The organism is Microbacterium sp. LMI13-1-1.1 (assembly GCF_040815625.1).
In the GTDB taxonomy this organism is placed as follows: domain Bacteria; phylum Actinomycetota; class Actinomycetes; order Actinomycetales; family Microbacteriaceae; genus Microbacterium; species Microbacterium forte.
The window spans coordinates 581,061-599,134 of record NZ_JBFPNL010000001.1; the positions used below are offsets into that span (position 1 = coordinate 581,061).

At 64.7% G+C, this 18,074-nt stretch carries 22 protein-coding genes; 19 read left to right on the forward strand and 3 right to left on the reverse strand.

Annotated features, from left to right (window positions below; genetic code table 11):
• Positions 1-2: 2 nt before the first annotated feature.
• Positions 3-1,154, reverse strand: a complete 1,152-nt coding sequence (locus MRBLMI13_RS02775) for a glutamate--cysteine ligase (RefSeq protein ID WP_367820647.1) — start codon at positions 1,152-1,154, stop codon at positions 3-5.
• A 209-nt stretch (positions 1,155-1,363) separates the two neighbouring features.
• Here MRBLMI13_RS02775 and rpsP point away from each other — a divergent pair, with 209 nt between their 5' ends.
• The 4 genes from rpsP to trmD are packed head-to-tail and all read left to right on the forward strand — an operon-like array spanning position 1,364 to position 3,354.
• Entirely contained in the window at positions 1,364-1,783 is a 420-nt protein-coding gene (rpsP, locus tag MRBLMI13_RS02780; RefSeq protein ID WP_042541672.1) for a 30S ribosomal protein S16, read from the forward strand.
• A 6-nt stretch (positions 1,784-1,789) separates the two neighbouring features.
• A complete protein-coding gene (locus tag MRBLMI13_RS02785) occupies positions 1,790-2,020 on the forward strand; it encodes an RNA-binding protein (protein WP_042541671.1) in 231 nt (76 codons plus the stop codon).
• Positions 2,013-2,624: a ribosome maturation factor RimM gene (gene rimM, locus MRBLMI13_RS02790; RefSeq protein WP_042541670.1), complete on the forward strand. Its 612-nt coding sequence runs from the start codon at positions 2,013-2,015 to the stop codon at positions 2,622-2,624. Before MRBLMI13_RS02785 ends, rimM begins: the two co-directional genes overlap by 8 nt.
• 19 nt (positions 2,625-2,643) lie before the next feature.
• On the forward strand, positions 2,644-3,354 hold the full coding sequence (trmD, locus tag MRBLMI13_RS02795) for a tRNA (guanosine(37)-N1)-methyltransferase TrmD (RefSeq protein WP_309688180.1): 711 nt from the start codon (positions 2,644-2,646) through the stop codon (positions 3,352-3,354).
• Here trmD and MRBLMI13_RS02800 read toward each other — a convergent pair.
• Positions 3,351-3,923 carry a histidine phosphatase family protein gene (locus tag MRBLMI13_RS02800; protein ID WP_367820644.1) on the reverse strand — a complete coding sequence of 191 codons (573 nt, stop codon included), beginning with the start codon at positions 3,921-3,923 and terminating at the stop codon, positions 3,351-3,353. The genes trmD and MRBLMI13_RS02800 overlap by 4 nt on opposite strands.
• Positions 3,924-4,013: 90 nt before the next feature.
• Here MRBLMI13_RS02800 and MRBLMI13_RS02805 point away from each other — a divergent pair, with 90 nt between their 5' ends.
• A complete protein-coding gene (locus MRBLMI13_RS02805; RefSeq protein ID WP_367820642.1) occupies positions 4,014-4,751 on the forward strand; it encodes a class I SAM-dependent methyltransferase in 738 nt (245 codons plus the stop codon).
• Positions 4,752-4,775: 24 nt separating this feature from the next.
• Here the strand turns inward: MRBLMI13_RS02805 and map are convergent, their stop codons facing one another.
• The gene (gene map / locus MRBLMI13_RS02810) at positions 4,776-5,558 is read right to left on the reverse strand and encodes a type I methionyl aminopeptidase (RefSeq protein WP_367820640.1); all 783 of its coding nucleotides are present in this window, start codon (positions 5,556-5,558) and stop codon (positions 4,776-4,778) included.
• A 121-nt stretch (positions 5,559-5,679) separates the two neighbouring features.
• On the opposite strand from map, the gene MRBLMI13_RS02815 reads away from it, so the two are divergent.
• From MRBLMI13_RS02815 to MRBLMI13_RS02880, 14 genes are all read left to right on the forward strand, one after another.
• On the forward strand, positions 5,680-6,168 hold the full coding sequence (locus MRBLMI13_RS02815; RefSeq protein WP_367820638.1) for an MFS transporter permease: 489 nt from the start codon (positions 5,680-5,682) through the stop codon (positions 6,166-6,168).
• 177 nt (positions 6,169-6,345) lie between these two features.
• Positions 6,346-6,693, forward strand: coding sequence for a 50S ribosomal protein L19 (gene rplS / locus MRBLMI13_RS02820; RefSeq protein WP_042542128.1), 348 nt, complete (start codon positions 6,346-6,348; stop codon positions 6,691-6,693).
• A gap of 118 nt (positions 6,694-6,811) precedes the next feature.
• Entirely contained in the window at positions 6,812-7,546 is a 735-nt protein-coding gene (gene lepB, locus MRBLMI13_RS02825; RefSeq protein WP_042541665.1) for a signal peptidase I, read from the forward strand.
• On the forward strand, positions 7,543-8,202 hold the full coding sequence (locus tag MRBLMI13_RS02830) for a ribonuclease HII (protein WP_309688190.1): 660 nt from the start codon (positions 7,543-7,545) through the stop codon (positions 8,200-8,202). Before lepB ends, MRBLMI13_RS02830 begins: the two co-directional genes overlap by 4 nt.
• Positions 8,203-8,249: 47 nt before the next feature.
• Positions 8,250-8,576, forward strand: a complete 327-nt coding sequence (locus tag MRBLMI13_RS02835) for a DUF2469 family protein (protein WP_042541663.1) — start codon at positions 8,250-8,252, stop codon at positions 8,574-8,576.
• 102 nt (positions 8,577-8,678) lie between these two features.
• Complete coding sequence (locus MRBLMI13_RS02840; protein ID WP_042541662.1) at positions 8,679-9,041, forward strand: YraN family protein; 363 nt, start codon at positions 8,679-8,681, stop codon at positions 9,039-9,041.
• On the forward strand, positions 9,038-10,567 hold the full coding sequence (locus MRBLMI13_RS02845) for a YifB family Mg chelatase-like AAA ATPase (protein ID WP_367820634.1): 1,530 nt from the start codon (positions 9,038-9,040) through the stop codon (positions 10,565-10,567). The genes MRBLMI13_RS02840 and MRBLMI13_RS02845 overlap by 4 nt, the downstream gene beginning before the upstream one ends.
• Positions 10,564-11,442: a DNA-processing protein DprA gene (locus MRBLMI13_RS02850; protein WP_367820632.1), complete on the forward strand. Its 879-nt coding sequence runs from the start codon at positions 10,564-10,566 to the stop codon at positions 11,440-11,442. The genes MRBLMI13_RS02845 and MRBLMI13_RS02850 overlap by 4 nt, the downstream gene beginning before the upstream one ends.
• 483 nt (positions 11,443-11,925) lie before the next feature.
• Positions 11,926-13,227: a hypothetical protein gene (locus tag MRBLMI13_RS02855; RefSeq protein WP_367820630.1), complete on the forward strand. Its 1,302-nt coding sequence runs from the start codon at positions 11,926-11,928 to the stop codon at positions 13,225-13,227.
• 558 nt (positions 13,228-13,785) lie between these two features.
• Positions 13,786-14,475: a hypothetical protein gene (locus MRBLMI13_RS02860; protein WP_367820628.1), complete on the forward strand. Its 690-nt coding sequence runs from the start codon at positions 13,786-13,788 to the stop codon at positions 14,473-14,475.
• Complete coding sequence (locus MRBLMI13_RS02865) at positions 14,468-15,586, forward strand: helix-turn-helix domain-containing protein (RefSeq protein ID WP_367824943.1); 1,119 nt, start codon at positions 14,468-14,470, stop codon at positions 15,584-15,586. Before MRBLMI13_RS02860 ends, MRBLMI13_RS02865 begins: the two co-directional genes overlap by 8 nt.
• 456 nt (positions 15,587-16,042) lie before the next feature.
• Positions 16,043-16,561: a hypothetical protein gene (locus MRBLMI13_RS02870; protein WP_367820624.1), complete on the forward strand. Its 519-nt coding sequence runs from the start codon at positions 16,043-16,045 to the stop codon at positions 16,559-16,561.
• 126 nt (positions 16,562-16,687) lie between these two features.
• The gene (locus MRBLMI13_RS02875) at positions 16,688-17,188 is read left to right on the forward strand and encodes a hypothetical protein (RefSeq protein WP_367820622.1); all 501 of its coding nucleotides are present in this window, start codon (positions 16,688-16,690) and stop codon (positions 17,186-17,188) included.
• Positions 17,160-18,011: a hypothetical protein gene (locus MRBLMI13_RS02880; protein WP_367820620.1), complete on the forward strand. Its 852-nt coding sequence runs from the start codon at positions 17,160-17,162 to the stop codon at positions 18,009-18,011. Before MRBLMI13_RS02875 ends, MRBLMI13_RS02880 begins: the two co-directional genes overlap by 29 nt.
• Positions 18,012-18,074: the final 63 nt, after the last annotated feature.

An 18,074-nucleotide genomic window follows, 5' to 3' on the forward strand; every position in this document is an offset into this window, starting at 1 on the left:
CTCTACGGCTCGTCGGTCGACGATTCGGGGCCGGAACGGAACTCCCGGATCAGGTGCTGCACGACCGCACCGAGGTCGCCGCCCGTCGCGTTCGCGATCGTCAACTGCCGCTCGTAGCTCGCGCCGTTCGTGAGTATCGTCTCGATGCTGCCGAACTCTCGCCCGCAGCCGAGTTCGACAGCGACCGGCGCGAGCTCGTCGAGGACCTCGGACAGATGCTCCCGCACCGGCCGCTGGGTGCCCGCCGAATCCACGATCACCCTGGCGTCGAGGCCGTAGCGTGCCGCGCGCCATTTGTTCTCTCGGTGGTACCAGGCCGGCATCTGTGCGAGAGTGCGACCCTCGTCGAGCTGCCGGGAGAGATGCTCCACCAGGACCTGGACGAGGGCGGCCACCGCTGCCAGCTCCGGCAGGGTCGAGAGGCCGTCGCAGGCCCGCACCTCGATCGTCCCCCACCGCGGAGCGGGGCGGATATCCCAGCGCACCTCGGTCGCATCGGCCATCACACCGGTGCGCACCATGTCGTCGAGATAGGCCTCATAGTCGGACCAGTCGTCGAGTGGCCAGGGGAGTCCGGCCGTGGGCAGCTGCTGGAAGACCAGGGCGCGGTTGGACGCGTACCCCGTGCGCTCACCGGCCCAGAACGGACTCGACGCGGCAAGCGCCTGCAGATGCGGGAGGTATGCCGCGAGGGCGTTGATGATGGGGACGACCTTGCGCTGATCCTCGACGCCGATGTGGACGTGGATCCCCCAGATCATCATGTTGCGGCCCCACCATTGGGTCCGCTCGATCAAGGTGTGGTAGCGGGTCTTGTCGGTCACTTCCTGCTGGTACCACTGTGCGAACGGGTGGCTGCCTGCGGAGAGCAGTTCGATGCCGGCGGGATCCGTGGCCGAGCGCACGGCAGAGATCGCGTTGGCGATGTCGTCGACGGCGTGCGCCACTGAATCGCCGACGCCGCTGGTGACCTCGATGGTGTTGGTGAGCAGCTCACCCGTCACCGTATGGCGTTCGTCGGCGCTCTCGTGCTCGAGTGCCGACAGCAGCTCAGGGGCGCGGCCGACGAGATCACCGCTCACCGGGTCGGCGAGCATGATCTCCCATTCGAGGCCTACTGTGGACCGGGCCGATGACGCGAAATCGAGCTTCACGAGCACAGTCTGACATGCGGTGCAGACGACACGGCAACCGCCGTGTCGTCCCGTTTCGCTCCTTGGCCGCGGATCTGGCAGAATAGAAGGTCGGACGACGTGCTCGACCCTCTATCCAGCACTCGTCCTCCCTATTTGAGCTTCCGCCGGGTGTGCACCCCACTCTCCAGGCGATCGGTTCGTTACCTTCCACACAATTCAGGAGAATCGTGGCTGTCAAGATTCGTCTCAAGCGCCTGGGCAAGATCCGTGCGCCGTACTACCGCATCGTCGTCGCCGACTCGAAGACCAAGCGCGATGGTCGCGTGATCGAGGAGATCGGCAAGTACCACCCCACCGAGGAGCCCTCGTTCATCGAGATCGACTCCGACCGTGCGCAGTACTGGCTGTCCGTCGGTGCTCAGCCGACCGAGCAGGTCGCAGCGCTGCTCAAGATCACGGGCGACTGGGGCAAGTTCAAGGGCGACAAGGACGCGAAGTCCACCCTCAAGGTCAAGGAGCCCAAGGTTCCGTTCGAGATCGACGCGTCCAAGAAGTCCGTCGTGAAGCCCAAGGTCGAGAAGAAGGCCGAGGCTCCGGCCAAGGCCGACGCGGAGGCCGCCGAGGCTCCCGCCGCCGACGCCGAGTAATTCGTCGTGCTCGCCGCCGCGCTCGAACACATCGTCAAGGGGATCGTCGATCACCCCGAGGATGTCCGCATCAACGCTTCCACCTCGCCGAGAGGCGATCTCCTCGAGGTGCGCGTGCACCCCGACGACCGTGGACGCGTGATCGGGCGCGGCGGCCGCACCGCGAAAGCACTGCGCACGCTCATCTCCGCTCTTGCAGACGGGCGTCGTGTGCGTGTCGATGTCGCGGATGACTGACGTGGTGTCGACAGACCGCAACCAGGGCAAGAATCAGCTGCGGGTCGGGCGCCTCGTCAAGGCCCACGGTCTCAAGGGCGCTCTGAAGCTGGAGCTCTACACCGACAATCCCGAGCGTCGTTTCACTCCCGGGGCCGAGTTCACGTTGCAGGTGCCTGAAGCATCTCCGTGGCACGGCAAGACGGTCGTCGTTCGCGAGTACCGGGTGATGAACGGCAACCCCGTCGTGTTCTTCAAGGACGTCGACGATCGTGAGGGTGCAGAGACCCTCGTCCGAGCGATCCTCTGGATCGATCAGGACAACGACGAGGTCGAGGACAACGCGTGGTTCGACCACCAGCTCACTGGGCTCGATGTCGTCCGTGATGGTGTCGTGGTGGGCAGAGTCGCTCGGGTCGAGCACTTCCCGGCGCAGGACCTGCTCATCGTCAGGTCAGGCGACCAGGACATCATGGTGCCTTTCGTCGAGGCGATCGTTCCGACGGTCGACGTGAGAGCAGGACGCGTCATCGTGACGCCGCCCGCTGGACTCTTCGAAGAGCTTCCCGATGCTTCCGAGGCGACGGAGGCGGGGGAGTCCTCGGACTCCGACGCCACCGAGTGACCACGGGTACGGTCTGCCCGTGCGCATCGACGTCCTCTCCATCTTCCCGTCGTACTTCGACGGCCTGACGCTCTCCCTGCTCGGGAAGGCGCAGAGCGCCGGCATCCTCGACCTGCGCGTCCGGGACCTTCGGGACTGGACCTCCGACCGTCACCGCACCGTGGACGACACCCCGTACGGGGGTGGAGCGGGGATGGTCATGAAGCCGGAGCCCTGGGGGCTCGCGCTCGATGAGCTGGCGTCGTCGGCTCCTTCCGATGAGGGCCGTCGGCCGACCATCATCTTCCCCTCTCCCGCGGGTGAGGTCTTCACCCAGGCCACGGCTCGTGACCTCAGCACCCGCGATCACCTCATCTTCGGATGCGGCCGGTACGAGGGCATCGACGAGCGGGTGTTCGAGTATGCGGCGTCGCTCGGCGAGGTGCGACTCGTCAGTCTCGGCGACTACGTCCTCAACGGAGGAGAAGTCGCGACCATGGCGATGATCGAGGCGATCGGACGTCTGATCCCCGGTGTCGTGGGCAACCCGGAGAGCCTCGTCGAGGAATCGCACGAAGACGGACTCCTGGAGTACCCGTCTTACACGAAGCCCTCGGTGTGGCGGGACCGGGCCGTACCCGAGGTGCTGTTGAGCGGCAACCACGCCGTGATCGCCTCCTGGCGTCGCGATCAGCAGATCGAGCGGACGCGTCGCCGTCGGCCGGATCTGCTGCCGGACGACGAGAACTAGAGCATCCGCTCGGTTCCGCGGTCGATCTCGAACACCACGTCCTGCGGGTGCCTCAGCGACAACGCGGAATGCGCGTCCAAGCCTCGGAGGTGTGCTCGCAGCAGCCGGCCGAGCATCTCGTGACTGACGAGCAGAGGAACGCCCCTCGAAGCCCATCCGCAGGATGACAGCGCCCGGCGCGCGCGTCCTCTCGCCTGGGCATAGCTCTCGCCCCCGGGAAACGCCCAGCCGTATCGGTTCGCCGCGCGGTCTTCGCGCGCCCTGGGGAATCGCTGATCGATCTCGTCCCAGGTCAGGCCGGCCATCTCGCCGTGGTCGAGGTCGGCGAGCTCCGGCACTTCGATGAGGTCTGCGCCGATACGATCAGCGATGATCGCTGCCGTGTGTCGTGCGCGGCCCAGCGGGCTGAAGCACACGGTCGTGATGCCGCGATCGGCGACCCGCTCCGCAACGCTCTGCGCCTGTCGGATGCCGTCCTCGGTCAGGGGCGAGTCGAGCTGCCCCTGCAGCCGATGCTCGAGATTCCATCGGGTCTGCCCGTGCCGAGCCAGGAACAGATGCTCTGGCACGTGGCGATCCCCCGGAATCATGCACTCAGGATGGCACAGTCGCACTGTCGCAGGACGGGTGAGATCGCGGGCGCCTGATAGCGTCGCGGCATGGTCGACGACGTGCTGGCGAAATCGTTCACCCTCACCGGTGCAGACTATGACCGCTACCGTCCAGGCTTCCCTCCTGCTGCAGCCGACGTGGTGATGCCTCACCGCGTGCGCACGGCGCTCGATCTGGGTGCAGGCACCGGGAAGTTCACAGAACTGCTCGGGGGACGAGCGGAGCGTGTCGTCGCAGTCGAGCCGTCGGAGCCGATGCTCGAGATCCTGCGCTCGAAGCTGCCAGGGGTCGAGGCGTATCTCGGCAGCGCCGAGCGGATACCGATGGAGTCCGAGGTCGCTGATGTCGTGACGGTCGCGCAGGCCTTCCACTGGTTCGACGAGGAGGCTGCGTGTGCGGAGATCGCGCGAGTGCTCACACCTGGTGGAACCCTCGGACTCATCTGGAACCGTTTCGATCCGACGTGCGCGTGGGATCGCGCGGCACACCGGATCGCGCACCCCGCGGTGGGGGATGCAGACGTCACCACGAGCACCGCGACACACGAGCTTCCCGGCTTCGACTTCGTGCGCCACGAGCAGATCCACTCGACGGAGCGGATTCGACGCGACGCGTACCTCGGTCGCTGGTCTACCGTGAGCACCTTCCTCGTCGCCGATGAGGCGGCGCGCGCGGAGATGTTCGCCGCCATCGAAGCGGTGCTGGATTCAGATCCCGAGACACGCGACAACGACGAGTACGACCTGCCCATCGTCACGGATGTGTTCGTCTACCGCCGCGCGTGAGGACCACGAGCGGAGCGGCGGGAGTCAGCGGACGCCGAGGAACGACCTGTCGGTGAGGATGATGGGGCCATCCGCCGTCACTGCGACGGTGTGCTCCGAATGGGCGCCCCGGGATCCGTCGACGCTCCGAAGGGTCCAGCCGTCGGGGTCGGTGACGAGCTCGTCCGTCGTCTCGAGCAGCCACGGTTCGAGAGCGAACACCAGGCCCTCGCGCAGCGGGAATCCGCGCCCGGCCCGGCCGTCGTTGGGAACGTGCGGGTCGCCGTGCATGATGCGCCCCACGCCGTGTCCGCCGAAGTCGGTGTTGATCGAGTACCCCCCGCCGTGCGACACCGCCGCGATGGCCGCCGAGATGTCGCCGATACGGTTGCCGACGACCGCTGCGCCGATCGCCGCATCGAGCGCGCGCTCCGTCGTGTCGATGATGCGCAGGTCTTCCTCTCGCGGGGTGCCCACGACGAACGAGAGGGCCGAGTCCGCCACCCAGCCGTCCACGGACACCGCGAAGTCCAGCGACACCAAGTCACCGTCGCGAAGCGTGTAGTCATGAGGGAGCCCATGGAGCACCGCGTCGTTGATCGACGTGCAGATCACCTTGCCGAACGGGCTGGCACCGAAGGACGGGTGGTAGTCGATGTAGCACGACTCCGCTCCGGCCTTGCGGATCATGTCGTGCGCTCGACGGTCGATCGACAGCAGATTCGTGCCGACCTTCGTCTCGTCGCGCAGGGTTGCCAGGGTCTCAGCCACGAAGCGACCGGCGGCGCGCATCTCGTCGATCTCGGCAGGGGTGCGCAGTTCGATCATCGGGTGTCCTCTCGTCCACTCCATTCTCCCCGATCTCCCGGACGCGGGCGTCCGCGCAGAGACCGCGCGCTCACAGCGAACACCGTGACGATGTCGAGCCCCGCGTCGTACGATTTGAGGCATGTGGTTGCGTCAGGCGTTCTTCCGGTGGCTGATTCCGGCCGCGTTCCTGCTGCCGCTGTGGCTGCTCGTGGGGTGGGGCGTCTTCCAGGGCGGATGGGCGATCCTGTGGGTGCTGTTCATCGCGGTGCCCTCGGTCTTCGTCGGCCAGCTGCTCCTCACGCTCCTGACCCGATCGCGTCCGTCGGTGCGCGTCGAGCGGGCGGTCTCCTGGTGGGATGTCGGCGGGTTCACGATCTGGCATGGGCTGACCATCGCGGTCGGGTGCTTCATCGACGGCGCCTTCGGCTGGCTCCTCGCGGCAGCGGTGGTGGTCGGCATCGGCCTGTTCTGGCTGCAGCTCTGGCAGCTGTGGAACGAGGCGAAGGGGAGCGGAGCACGGATCCGCGAGACCATCGCGTGGTCATCCGTGCCGGGTGTCGATGAGTCGGTGCCAGAGACTCGCGCACACGAAGTCATCGTGGTCCGCGAGAAGGACACAAGGGACTGAGGACGCGGCGCACGGCGTTTTGGCCGTGTGCGGCATCCATGGCAGAATGAATGTTTGTGCCGTGACCGGTTCTGCCTCAGGGGAGCCCACGGACGCTTCGGCTCCGTTCAGCACACCTCTTCTTGTTCCTACTTACATCATGCAACCGACCTGAGGCGAGTGCAGAGAGAGACGATCATGCAGATCCTCGACGCCGTCGACGCAGCATCGCTGCGTTCAGACGTTCCCGTCTTCAACCCCGGTGACACGGTCAACGTGCACGTGAACATCACCGAGGGCACCCGCTCGCGTATCCAGGTCTTCAAGGGAGTCGTCATCGGCCGCCAGGGCGATGGCGTGCGCGAGACCTTCACCGTTCGCAAGATCAGCTTCCAGGTGGGCGTCGAGCGTACGTTCCCGGTGCACTCCCCGGTGATCGACCACATCGAGGTCGTCACCCGCGGTGACGTGCGTCGCGCGAAGCTCTACTACCTCCGCCAGCTGCGGGGCAAGAAGGCGAAGATCAAGGAGAAGCGCGACAACTGACGCGCAGGTTCTCCACAGCACCCCGGGACACGATGTCCCGGGGTGCTGTGTTATCCCCGGGGTGTGCGACCCTTGATGATGCCGTCTCCGTGCGGTGCGAGACTGTGAAGGAACCCTCATGACGACTGACTCCGCCGCCGCGTCCACTCCACCGACGAAGCGGCGTCGCGGGTTCCTCGTCTTCCTGCGAGACGTCCTCGTGATCGTCGTCATCGCGGCGCTCGTCTCCTTCGTCGTGAAGACTTTCGTCGTCCGCTCCTTCTACATTCCGTCGGCCTCGATGGAACGCACCCTGATGGTGAAAGATCGCATCCTCGTCGATGAGTTGACACCCCGGTGGAACGACTACGAACGCGGCGATGTCGTCGTCTTCAAGGATCCCGGCGGGTGGCTCGACGGTCAGCCGCAGACTCCGGCTCAGCCTCCGCTCATCGAAGCGTTCGACTGGATGCTCAACGTCATCGGGATCTCCGCCACGGACTCTCAGGATCACCTCGTCAAACGGGTGATCGGATTGCCGGGCGACCACGTCGTCTGCTGCAACGCCCTCGGGCAGATCACGGTCAACGGCGCGCCCATCGACGAGCTCGGCTACCTGAATCTCCCGGACGGCGACACCGCTGCGTCCAACGAACCCTTCGACGTGGTCGTGCCGGAGGGGTCCCTCTGGCTGCTCGGAGACAACCGGGATCGTTCGCGGGACTCGCGGGCGCATCAGGATCTTCCCAGCGGCGGATTCGTTCCGATCGAGAACGTCGTCGGCAAGGCGTTCTTCACGACATGGCCCTTCGACCGTATGGGCACGATCGACGGCCACCACGACAGCTTCAACGGCGTCCCGGATCCGGAATGAGCGTCGTCGCTCCGAAGCTCACTCTCGAGCGCAGGCTGCTGAGTGAGTGCGATCTCATCATCTCCCTCGACGAGGTCGGACGAGGCGCGCTTGCCGGGCCGGTGGCGGTCGGAGCTGCCGTGATGGATGCGGCCGGTGCGCGCCGTCGCGTGCCCGAAGGACTCCGGGATTCGAAGCTCGTCACCGAGAGGCGTCGACCTGACGTCGCTGCGAGGGCCGCGGCATGGGTGCAGGCATCGGGAGTCGGCTGGGCGAGTGCGGCCGAGGTCGACTCGGTGGGCATCATGCGGGCGCTCGGGCTCGCGGCATCGCGCGCCGTGCAGAGCGTGGTCGATTCGGGAGTGGTGCTCGACGGAGCGCTGGTGCTGCTCGACGGCAATCACGACTACGTCTCGCCTGTGCATCCGGTTCCGCTGCGCGTGCGGCCCGTGGTCAAAGGAGACCGTGACTGCGCGTCGGTCTCAGCGGCATCGGTGATCGCGAAGGTGGCGAGAGACACCTACATGGCCGAGCTCCACGAGAGCCACCCCGCGTATCAGTGGGACAGGAACAAGGGATATGCGAGCCTCGAGCATCGTGATGCGATCAGGAGCCTCGGGCTCTCCCCGCATCACCGATCATCCTGGGCCATCGCAGATGTCCCGACTCTGTTCTGAGCCTGCGTGCGGCATCGCAGTGTCGCCGACTCTAGGATGGAGGGATCATGGATGAGGAAGCCTTCGACGACTACGACCGCGAGCTCGAGCTCGCGCTGTTCCGCGAGTATCGCGACGTCGTCGCACAGTTCCAGTATGTGGTCGAGACCGAACGGCGGTTCTACCTCGCCAATGAGGTGAATGTCGTACGCCGTGATACCGAGCACGACTTCTACTTCGAGATCTCGATGAGTGACGTCTGGGTGTGGGACATCTACCGTGCCGACCGCTTCGTGAAGGCCGTGCGGGTGCTGACGTTCAAAGACGTCAACGTCGAAGAGCTGCAGCGCCGCGAGTTCGAACTGCCGCAAGAGCTGTCGCTCGACGGGGAGTGACCTCTTCTGCACGGCTCAGGTTTCTGACGGGCTGTGCCGAGGGACTGGGGCTGCGGCTCATTCGGAGCGCTGATCGGCGCGGGCGCTCGACAGGCTGTCACCATGGCAGCGAAAGACGAGCTCGGTAGACACGGTGAAGAGCAGGCGGTTCGATACCTGACGGGTATCGGATATGAGGTGCTCGACCGCAACTGGCGATGTGCGCAGGGCGAGATCGACATCGTCGCCTGTCGCGGCCGCCATCTGGCAGTCGTAGAGGTCAAGACAAGACGCACCATCGCTCACGGGCACCCGTTCGAAGCGGTGGACGCCCGCAAGGTCCGCCGGTTGTGGCAACTGGCCCATGCGTGGGCCGCCGATCATCCCGACCAGGCCGGCGGCCTCATGATCCGGATCGAGGCGATCGGGATCATCGGCGCTGACCCCGCGCACAGCACCCTCGAACACCTCGTGGACGTGTCGTGAAGACGGCTCGCACCTGGGCGGTCGCGCTCACCGGGGTCGATGGACACATGGTCGAAGTCGAAGCGGACATCTCGAATCAGACGCCCGATTTCAAGATCATCGGGCTGCCCGACAAATCACTCGGCGAAGCTGTTCAGCGGGTCCACAACGCGTGCAAGAACACCGCGCTCGATCTTCCGCGTCGTCGACTGACGGTGAACCTCTCGCCCGCGAGCCTCCCCAAGCAGGGAGCGGGCTTCGACCTCAGCATCGCCGTCGCTGCGCTGGCAGCCGGGGGAGCGCTGTCGAGCCGGTCCATCGCCCGCGTGGTGCATCTCGGTGAGCTCGGGCTCGATGGTCGGCTCCGGCCCGTTCCCGGAGTGCTGCCGTCGGTGTTCGCTGCTGCACGCGCGGGTTTCGACACCGTGATCGTCCCCTGGGGCAACGAGGCCGAGGCGAGGCTCGTGCCGGGAATCGAGGTGCGCCCTGCGGCGAGCCTCTCGCAGGTGGCGGTGTGGCATGGTGCAGAGGTCGACGTGCTCGAGGCGGATCCGGTCGCGGCCGCAGCGGTTGCGCGCGAGCGTCCTGAAGAGTTGGACCTCGCCGACGTCGTGGGGCAGGAGAACGCCGTGCGTGCGTTGATCGTCGCCGCGGCGGGAGGACACCACATGATGCTCAGCGGCCCGCCGGGGGCAGGGAAGACCATGCTCGCACGAAGGCTGCCTGGCATCCTTCCGAGTCTCACCGAAGACGAAGCGCTCGAGGTGGCGTCGATCCGCTCGCTCACGGGCGATTCGGTGCAGGCTCTCGACGTGATGCCGCCGCTGGAGTCGCCGCATCACAGTGCATCGGTCGCGGCGCTCGTCGGAGGTGGAACGAGGTCTGTGCGCCCCGGGGCGATCTCTCGGGCGCACAGGGGTGTGCTCTTCCTCGACGAAGCGGCGGAGTTCTCGAGAGTGGCGCTCGACGCGATGCGACAACCGCTCGAGTCGGGTGTGATCGAAGTGAGTCGAGCGGGGATCACGGCTCTGTTTCCAGCGAGGTTCCAGCTCATCGTGGCACTCAATCCCTGTCCGTGCGGCAACTACGGGGTTCGTGGCGCGGAGTGTGTGTGCCCGTCGTTGGCGATCCGGAGATACTCGACGAGACTCTCGGGTCCGCTGCGAGACCGCATAGATGTCGAGCTGCACGTCTCTCGGGTTTCCGCCTCGCAGGCGATGATCGGGGACCGCACCGGAATGACGAGCGAGATCGCTCGTGCGCTGGTCATCGAGGCGCGAGAGCGAGCCGGTGCGCGATGGCGGGGAACCCCATGGCTTCGAAACAGCGAAGTGCCCGGCGCTCGGCTGAGACAGCTCGATCTGCGCATCCCAGCTGATGCACGGGCGCCGCTGGACCGGGCTCTCGAGCGGGGGACGCTCACATTGCGCGGCTACGACAGGGTGCTGCGGCTGGCGTGGACGATGGCCGATCTCGCTGGACTCGACAGGCCGGGACGCGACGAAGTGGGCCAGGCGCTGTTTCTCAAGAGGGGGTACGCATCATGATCGAGTCACTCACAGGTGACGCCGGCGTCCGAGAGTCGCTCGAACAGCTCAGGCCCTCCGGAGATGCGGTGGAGGCGCTCGCCCGGGTGTCTTGGTCGGTCCTCACCGAGCCGGGCGATGGTGTGGCCGGGGCGCTCATCGAAGAGCTCGGTGCTTCGGACGCGCTCCGGCTCGCATTGGGCGCCGGGAACGCGGCGGGCCCAGAAGTCAGCAGCCGGGCACTCGCCGACGGGCGGGCGCGGTGGAAGACCCGAGCCGACGCGCGGAGCGTGGTCGATGCGCTGCGCGGCGCCAGGGACGTCGGAGCCCGACTTCTGATTCCGGGTGATGCTCACTGGCCGACTTCTCTCGACGACCTCGGGGTGCATGCGCCGGCCGTTCTCTGGGTGCGCGGTGACCCGCGGCTGCTGAGCGCGGCCCCCAGAGTCGCGATCGTCGGAGCCCGCGCCGCGAGCGCATACGGCGAGATGCTCGCGGGTGACTTCGCCGGCGAGCTGGCCGCAGGTGGCGCGGTCGTGGTGTCCGGGGGAGCGTACGGCATCGACGGCGCAGGCCACCGTGCCGCACTCGTAGTCGGCGGAAAGACGGTCGCGTTCCTCGCCGGTGGGGTCGACCGAGCGTACCCTCAGGGCCATCAGCAGCTTCTTCGCCGAATCGTCGAGACCGGCGCCGTGGTGAGCGAGGTCCCGTGCGGCACTGCGCCGACGAAGTGGCGGTTCCTGTCGCGCAACAGACTCATCGCTGCGGTGAGCGACGCGACGGTGGTCGTGGAGGCAGGATGGCGAAGCGGATCGTTGAACACTGCTGGACAAGCAGCATGTGCAGTAAAGGATAGCCAGAGATTGAGCACGCGTTGCCCAGTCGATCAACGCTGAACCTAGCTGCCCCGATTTGGCGCTGCTGCGTCGAAGTCGTGTACGCAGCCGGACGTCGCGAGTCCTTGGGCCACGGTCGTGCATAGCTCCGAGACAATCGACGGTCCTTCGGCGCACGTTTCTGGCCCGGGACACTTCGCTCGTCCAGACATCGATGCGGAGTTCGCCAGCCTTCGAGCGCGCGGCGGTGTCGTCTGAGGGGCCATCATGATCGAGTTCTTCTAGTCGAGTTTGGCGGAGATGCTGACTGAAGAGTCGCCCCCGAACCATGTGCGTCAACGAGGATGGGGACTAGCACGGGCTTTCGAACTGACGCGAACACGACGGTCGGTCCACCATGTGTGAGAAAATGCCTAGATGACAGGAATGGATCCGGCTTCGAGTGAGATGGGCGGACATCGCAGCTTGCAAACTGAGACGATTCCGCGTCACGTGTGGGAGTTCGCCAACGAACAAGACTCTCTGGCGCGCGCGGCGGATCAAATGCGCGACTACCTCTACGAGATGTCAACCGAAGCGCTAATACCGGTCTATACGATTGAAACGCGAGCCAAATCGCTCACCTCGTACATTGAAAAGTGCGGGCGAACTGAGAGCGACGGGACGGACAAGTACAGCCACCCGCGCTCGCAGATTGATGACTGCGTCGCGGCCCGAGTTATCGTCTACACGACCCGAGCGAGGATGGACTTTCTCGGGCTTCTACAGACTCGGCTGGGCACCAGAGATCATCAGAATCCAGGCGAGAAAAAGCACAACGGTTACGACAGCGACCACATCATCGTGACGTCGGTCGACGCGGGTCATCTTGGCGCCAGGTACCCTGATCTTGCGACGTACTTCCGTCACCGGCCGGGACTAGAGGTACAGATTCGAACAGTTGCTGGGCATGCCTGGGCCGAGTACGAGCACGATGTGCGCTACAAGTCCGCGGCATACCGCAACTTGAAGAAGGATGACCAAGGACGGGTTGACCAGTGGTTCATCGAAGCAGGTGGTCTGCGTCGTTACCTAGACCAGGTGTTCAACGAGATCGATGAGTTCCTGGTTCCGACTGCTCTCGAGGGCGAGGAATCTGAGACTGGTGAGGAAGAAATCGAGTCTGCTTCGCAGTCAGCGGACGATGGTCAGCCGCTAACGTCGAGTACTTTGGCAGGAGTGATTGACTCGCTCTACCCGGAGGCTGAGGTCGGCAGCCTCGAGAGTCAAGACGAGCTGCGTGCGCATCTGCACGCTCTTGGGATCCGAACCGTGTCGGGGCTTCACACCGTTCTGGACCAGGTAGACCGCGACGAAGTTGCTGCATTGATGGACTATCCAGGTGCAGTGTCGGGAACACGACGCCTGGATGACGTGCTTCTTGCGCTATTCGCTCGAAAGTACGTGGAAGCTACACGTGATGAAGCGAGGCGACAACTGCTCGAGCTTCGGCTTCGAAGAGTGAATGGGAAGTTCGCCATCTACGTCCTCCAAACAGAGGGCGGCGAACCGACGCGGCCCATTACTGCCGCCCGAGCGGTGCGAGAACTTACCCGCATCGTGGCCGAGGAAGTTGGGCCGACTCAGGTCTGTATCGAGAATGCGATAGCGCTGGATGCCGGTAGCCTTCCAGGATCGACACATCCGCGGGTTGTCAGGGTGGACGAGACGGACATCTTTGTAGCGACCAACCTCACGCGCTCCTATGCGGAGGGGCTGATGACGGTCCTCGTAGCTCGGTTGCCTGCTGGCGCCGTGAAGGTCTTCAGAGCCGGTGACCTGCTTCCACCGAGCGTCGTTTCCTGAGGTGTTTCTATCCGAGGAGCTGTGATTGCCAGGCGCGCGAAGGTCCCGGTTGCCGGTGGCAGTCGCCCCAGAATGTTGGCCCACCTGCCTGGCATGAGCGAGCGGGCTCGATCCTGACCGCTCTGCACGGCGACATCGAGAGACGCGCTAGTCCTGCGTCAAAGGCGGGCGTTTCCAAGCGCAGTTGAGCGCTCGACGTACGAATCGGAATTCTGAACGAGTAGCGACAACGCCCATCTCTGTTCCGGGTCGTGTTCGGAGACACCAGACTCCCAGGTAAGAGTTCGCCGTGATGCACGTGGGGGTCTTAGTCGTCGCGACTGCCGGGCGAACGGTCAACGGGGACGCCGCGCAAGGTCTCGCCGTAGATGCTCGAGCGTGAAAAGCCGGCAGGAGCGTCGTGAGAATCCGAGGGTACGTCCTCATCGTCGTTCTCTCCGCGGCGAGGTGTAGCGCGCAACACGCCGAAGCTGCACTGAAGCTTTGGCGCGCGTTTCGTGTGTCATACTAAAGCTTGACCGCCGGGATGTGGTCTAGCAGCTCAGTGAAGGAGTCCAGATGACCCCCAGTTCCGTAAGAGAAGCACTCGGTGACCACACAGACGCCGCGCGCGATCTCGTGGTGGAGGTCGTACGCGCCCGGCACGACCGGTCTGTTGAAGCGCACGAGGCCTCCGGCTCGCGCCACCTGCTGGGTTTCGCGAGCCAGTGGCGAGATCTCTACGACGAGACGACCGACGCCTTCAAGGACCGCGGCTACAAGAGCCACCGGTTGGAGCCTGCAGGCTGGCGTCTTCCGATCGTGAACCGATGCCTTCTCGTCGTGTGGCGCGTCCCCTCACGCGCGAATGCTATCGACGGCTTCGCATCGAGCAAGACCCGGCGGAACGGCTTCTTCGCGCACCCGCCGCTTGAGATCTTCGGTGACAGCTTCCTCGACGGCGGCGAAACCGCTCGAGACGACACCGAAGAGGCTGAGTTCGAGAGCATGGTCAAGGCCGCCGGTGCCGTGATGCCCGTTGTCTTGGTGATGGTGCACTCCACGCCTCGTCAGCTGTCCTCGATCGAGTGGGCCGTCGCGGAGTACGACTCTGCCACCGGCGCAGTCCGTCTTCAGGGTGGGGAAGTCCTGTGGCGGCCGGAGCTCGTCGATGTCGGAGCAGCCACTGAGGTGGAGTCGTTCGACAGTGGCAGCCCTGTTGCACCTTCTCTCGCACTGCAGAGCGAGGATCGCCCCGCCGATGAATGACGTCCCACCAGCCCTCTTCGAACTTCCGCCGCCCCGGGGGTCGCACGGCCAATTCGAACCTGCCCGGCTGACGCAGGCTCGTGTTCGAGTCGGAATGAGCAAGTCAGAACTCGCCACTGCGGTCGACGTCTCGGCAGCCGCGGTCGGGCAGTACGAAGCGGGCGTGAACGCACCACGATCCGAAGTGGTGGAGCGACTAGCCCGCACACTCGACGTGCGCCCAGGGTTCTTCAGTGTCGGGCGACCACTCGCTCGCATCGATTCGGTCAACGCTCACTTCCGAAGCCTGCGCTCGGCACGTGTCAGCGATCGCCAGAAAGCTCTTTCGATTGCGACATTGATCTGGGAGTTGACGTTCGCTCTCGAGCGGTACATCAAACTTCCCGAAGTCGACCTCCCCGCAGTGGTGCCGGGGACCTCACCTGCGGCGGCGGCGGCGGCACTTCGAGCCCATTGGGGCATTCAAGAAGGCCCGGTCAAACACTTGGTGGCGACCGCTGAATCGCGCGGGATTGTTGTCGCGACACGTCCCCTCAGCGAGGTGGAGTCGGTCGACGCCTTCTCGGTTCGGATCGTAGAGCGGCCGATCGTGATCACGACCCCGCGCCGAAGCGCGAACGTCTTCAGGCACCGATTCTCGATCGCCCACGAGATCGGACACTTGTTGCTGCATGCAGAGTCTCCGGAACAGAGCGCAGCGATCGAGCGTGAGGCAGACGAATTCGCTGCAGAGTTCCTCACGCCCGCCAAAGCCATGGAGGCTGTACTACCCCAACGGTTGGACCTCGCGACGCTTGATCGCATCGGAAGAACCTGGGGAGTATCTCCGCACTCGCTCATCCGGAGGATGACCGAGCTGAGGCGGGTAACGGACTCCTCCGCGCGGCGCGCCTTCCAACGACTCGCAGCTACGAACGATCTCGCAGCAGACCCCACAAGTTCCTACGCCGGAGAGGTCCCGACTCTTCTGGAGCGCGCAGCGGAGCTCGCCGCCGAACACGGAGTTACCGTGCCCGCGATCGCGGAAGCGCTCCGGCTACCGCCGGCGCAGGTGCGCGGCCTCCTCGGCGTCGCGGATCAACGACCAGTGCTTCGTATCGTGGGGGAATAGACAGCGGGCTCAACGAGGGTCAGGAAGCCGAGCAGCGGCGCAGCGGCAACGGCGCCCGCGGGGTCGAGTTCGACTTGGCCGTGCTCAATGCCTGTTGCTAGGAGACACCGGACAACGGTCTCCGGCGTACCTGAAGCCGATGTTGGTTGCCGCATGGCGAGCGCTCATGCCCTTGCGCTTATGACATGCCAAGAGTTCGCAAGGATTTGGACGGGTCAATTTATTCGATGGGGGCGGCCGAACGCCACCTCTGGAAGTCTCCGATACGATCAGGGTGTTCCAGAACTGGTCGTTGGCCGGGTCTAGTCAGATCGAGATCAGGATCGCGGCAATGCGCCCGATGCCCCTCAGGTACCTTTCCGAAGGGGTGAACAGATGCCTCCCAATCCCACTCCCACTCCCACTCCGTTTTTGATTGAAGTCGTGGGTGGAGGTGACGGAGCTCCATGGTGGGGGGTGCCGGTTATCGCCGGCTCCTTCCTCGTGCTGGGTGCAGTCTTGGCGTTCATGTTCAGCAGCATCCAGGAAAAGCGACGCGTCGAACTACAGATAAGTCAGCGCTGGGACCAGGATCTACGGGAGCATGTGTCGGCAGTGATCGCTCTTTCGCGACAGCTTAGGACAGCCGCAGTTGACTTCCGCGCCATGGCGGACACGATGGCCATAGTTGCAGTCGACGAGATGCAGCATGACGAATCGCCAATGCCTCCCTCGGAACAGATTGTGGTTGTTGCCGAGCTGACGGACACCTTCAACGCCCTCGTGAGAGAATGCAACATGCTGAGGCTCGTCGCCCCTCTCGGCGTTCGCCAGGCAGCGGAGACGGTATGGGAGTGTGCTAGCGAGGTTCTCCAGAACGGTGGTGATCCTCTCAACGGCTTCGCCGTCGAAAATAGCCTCGTCGTCGCCGTTGATGAGCTCGCAGAGTCAGTTCGGGAGCACTTTCTCATCCCCGGCACAGAGCGGAGCCGCTAGGTCGATCCACGCCATCTCACCACAACGAGTAGTTAGGCCTCCCGAGACTTGCGGTCTCGCTGTGAGGATCGGATGATGGGCCCCTCGGAAGGCAGCGTTGGCGCATGCTGGACTAGATTCAGAGTTATGGCGAGCGAATCGAGCGTGGAAGTCCGTGATCCTGACCTGAGGGTGACGGTGAAGAATCCTGCTGTGGGTGTGGTCTATCTGATGCCTTCGGCAAGCGGGATGGACGGGCGCCCCGCCTACATGGGGTCTGACGCGCTGCTTGCGAAACGAACGCTAGCGGCCGGCCTGCCTGTGGAATATGCCCTGACCGAAGACGAGCGCCAATTCGTTGAACACTTCTCCGCCCAGCTCGACGTCATCGGCCTGTACATTGCTGTCGTCAACCTCGTGCCTTCGATGATCCAGGGAATCCACGCGCTCATCGAGCTGGCTGCTATGCGCCGAGGCTATACCGAGGAGAGCGCGAAGAAGGCGAGTGTGGACCTCAGGATCGACTACCTCAACACGCCCACCACGGAGGCTCGGGGGGTCAGGATCAAAGGCGACGCCGACAGCGTCGTCGCGGCAGTGAGGGAGTTGACTCAGGGTCATGACGCACCGCGTACGTCTGATGACTAGTGGGTGGGCTCCACCTGAGAGCGGGCCAGCCAGAGAGGTCTACCTTCGGGAGAACGGGAAGATATTCCTTTCGGCGGCGGAGGCCGCGATAGGCGCGGTCGTTGAGATACTTGGTACGCAGGAGATCCCGATCGCGCGCCTCACCGGCGACGAATCCCAGGACGTGGTGCACATGGATGCCGTCTGTCTGCGGTGGGACGAGTTGCGCGCACAGTTCTCTGCCATTGTCGAGACAGATCTTCGGGAGCCAATCGAGGCGGCCGTGCAGAACTCGATGGATGCGCTGAACTTTCTCGAGGACACCGAACTCTGCGACGCGGCGCATACGCTCGTACACCAGGCCGCCGTGCTGAGGTTCGGCTTTCTAGGCTGCACGCTCCGGATGACGGATGGTGGCGTTAGTAGCGATTGTCCTGTGAGGGTCGCGCATCAGAGATGGGGTCTGTCGCCGGAACTCGTCACCGAGTGGGTGTGCTCGGTGTGCCAGCGGAGGTTCGATTCCTGCGTTCATATCCCTGACGAGGAGTACGAGGTCGTCGTCGAGCGATCTGACGCTGGTTGTTCTGCGTGCCTCGAGCCGGATTGTGAGCACCAACACGGTGAGACCGCCCTGGTCGTTGCCCACCAGATTGCTGCCTCAATCCAAGCCCTTGCGATTGCGATGGTCGCCCGGCCAAGAGATCCTCGGGCGCGAGTCGTCGAGATGCCAATCACTGTGCCCGCGGAGTCGGAGTTGTACCGGCGGATCGAAGCCGGTGAGGGGCGCTGCCGAGAGTGCATTCTGCCCTGCACGGGATTCGTCGTCCCGCAATCTCTGCATTGAAGAACCTCCTCAGCGAACGGCGTTGCTCGCTGACAGTGAGGCTCCGAGTTGGGATCGCGGCTG